Below are 1,843 nucleotides of genomic sequence, written 5' to 3' on the forward strand. Positions count from 1 at the left end.
CTCGGCGAGGTTCGGGAACTCGGAGACACCGGTGATCGGCGCTGTGCGGTGGGCGATGTCGGCATCGCGGGCCTCGCGGACCCGGGCGATCGCGGCGGCGACGCTCCCCGAGGCGATGGCGGCGGCGAGTCCTCCCTCGGCCTCGACGGTCTGGAACGCGGACCAGGCGGCCTCGGCGAGCGAGTCGGTGAGCGACTCGACGTACCAGGATCCTCCGGCGGGATCGACCACATGCCCCAGGTGGGACTCCTCGAGCAGCAGCAGTTGGGTGTTGCGTGCGATGCGCTCGGCGAAGGCCGGTGAGGCGCTCTCCAGGCCCCCGGGCAGGGAGGCGTCGAACGGCAGGACGGTGACGGAGGTGGCACCGCCGACCCCGGCCCCGAACGAGGCGAGAGTGGTGCGCAGCATGTTCACCCACGGGTCGCGTCGCGCCATCATGGCCGAGGAGGTGACGGCGTGCTGAGGCGCATTCCCCGCGTCGGGTGCGCCCAGGAGTTCGGCGACGCGGGCCCACATCAGGCGCCCGGCACGGAACTTGGCGATCGAGACGAACTGGTCGTCCGTGGCGGACAACCGGAACGAGATCTGGCGCAGGGCGACCTCGACGTCGAGCCCCGCCGACATCAGCGCCCGGACGTACTCCAGGCCCGCGGCCACGGCGTAGGCGAGCTCCTGCGCGTCCCCGGCGCCGTCTGCGTGGAATACCGTGCCGTCGGCGACGAAGGTCCGGACGGTCTCCTCGCGCTCGGCCACACGGACGGCGAGGCCGACCGCCGCGTCGAGGTCGACCGATTCCGACGACGCGCCCGCGGCGTACGCGGAGGTGACCGGTGTCGCGCCGAGGTCGGCGATCACCGAGGACCGGTCGGTCACCCCGTCTCCTGCCGACCTGCGCTGGTCGAGCAGCTCCAGGAACGCGTCGGTGACCTCGACGAGGTCCGATCCGGCGTCGAAGGTCACCGGCGCGAGGTCCAGGTAGACGTCCTTGAGGACGGCGGCCACGTCGGCGGCCGGCACCCGCAACCACAGCGCGGACGCGCCCTGGCCGAGAAGGTCCAGGACCGAGGTGTTGACCTCGCTCGGGTCGCCCTTGGCCTCGACCCTGGCGCTGACGTGCCAGCCGTTCTCCGGGAGCCCCGACCGGTCCCCTCCCCGCACGAACGGGAACGACCCCGGAGCCGGGCGCTCGGGCGTCTCGTCGGCGCGCGTGTAGAGGGGGTTCACCTCGATCCCGTCGCGGGTCGTGGCCACGAGGGCGCGCCAGGCGTCCTCGGGCATCTCGGCGGGATCCTTGCGGGCGGCCTTCGCGAGGACGGCTCCCACAGAGGCGTACCAGGAGTGAAGGTCGGGACCTGTGGTCGGACTGGACACCGGTACCTCGTTCTCTTGTGGAGTGAAGGGGGTCACCACGGACTCTAATGCAGCCCCTCCCGCTGTCGAGACGTGACCATGTGTGCTGGGTCACCAGGGGTGGGCTCCGCGATCCCGGCGACTACAGTCGACCCGTGCGCGGACGGGTGATCTGGTGGGTGGCGGTCGTCCTGGCCCTGGTGGTGCTGGCCACCGTCGTCCCGACCCCGGGACTGGAGCAGCTGCGCGGTTGGGCGGATGAGCTGGGCCCGTGGTTCCCGGTCGCGTTCTTCTCCGCCTACGCGATCGTCACCGTGGCGCCGGTCCCCCGGTCGACCTTCACCTATTCGGCCGCTGTGCTCTTCGCTCCCGCGGTGGCGATCCCGTGGTCACTGGTGGCCTCCGGGATAGCGGCCACTCTCGCGTTCGTCGGCGTCCGCCGTCTGGGCCACCGCCGCACCGCCGCGCTGCGCGCGGACCCCCGCGTCGCGGC

Annotated in this window: 1 protein-coding gene and 1 pseudogene; one reads left to right on the forward strand and one right to left on the reverse strand. The window is 72.3% G+C overall.

What is annotated here, in order from left to right; translation table 11 throughout:
• Positions 1–1,371: methylmalonyl-CoA mutase family protein (locus G6020_RS05205; RefSeq protein WP_182609895.1), on the reverse strand; the 1,371-nt coding region annotated here is incomplete at its 3' end.
• A 134-nt stretch (positions 1,372–1,505) separates the two neighbouring features.
• On the opposite strand from G6020_RS05205, the pseudogene G6020_RS05210 reads away from it, so the two are divergent.
• Positions 1,506–1,843, forward strand: a pseudogene (locus G6020_RS05210) (TVP38/TMEM64 family protein); the annotation flags it as partial.

The sequence above is a fragment of the Dietzia sp. B19 genome, assembly GCF_014145155.1.
Lineage (GTDB): Bacteria > Actinomycetota > Actinomycetes > Mycobacteriales > Mycobacteriaceae > Dietzia > Dietzia natronolimnaea.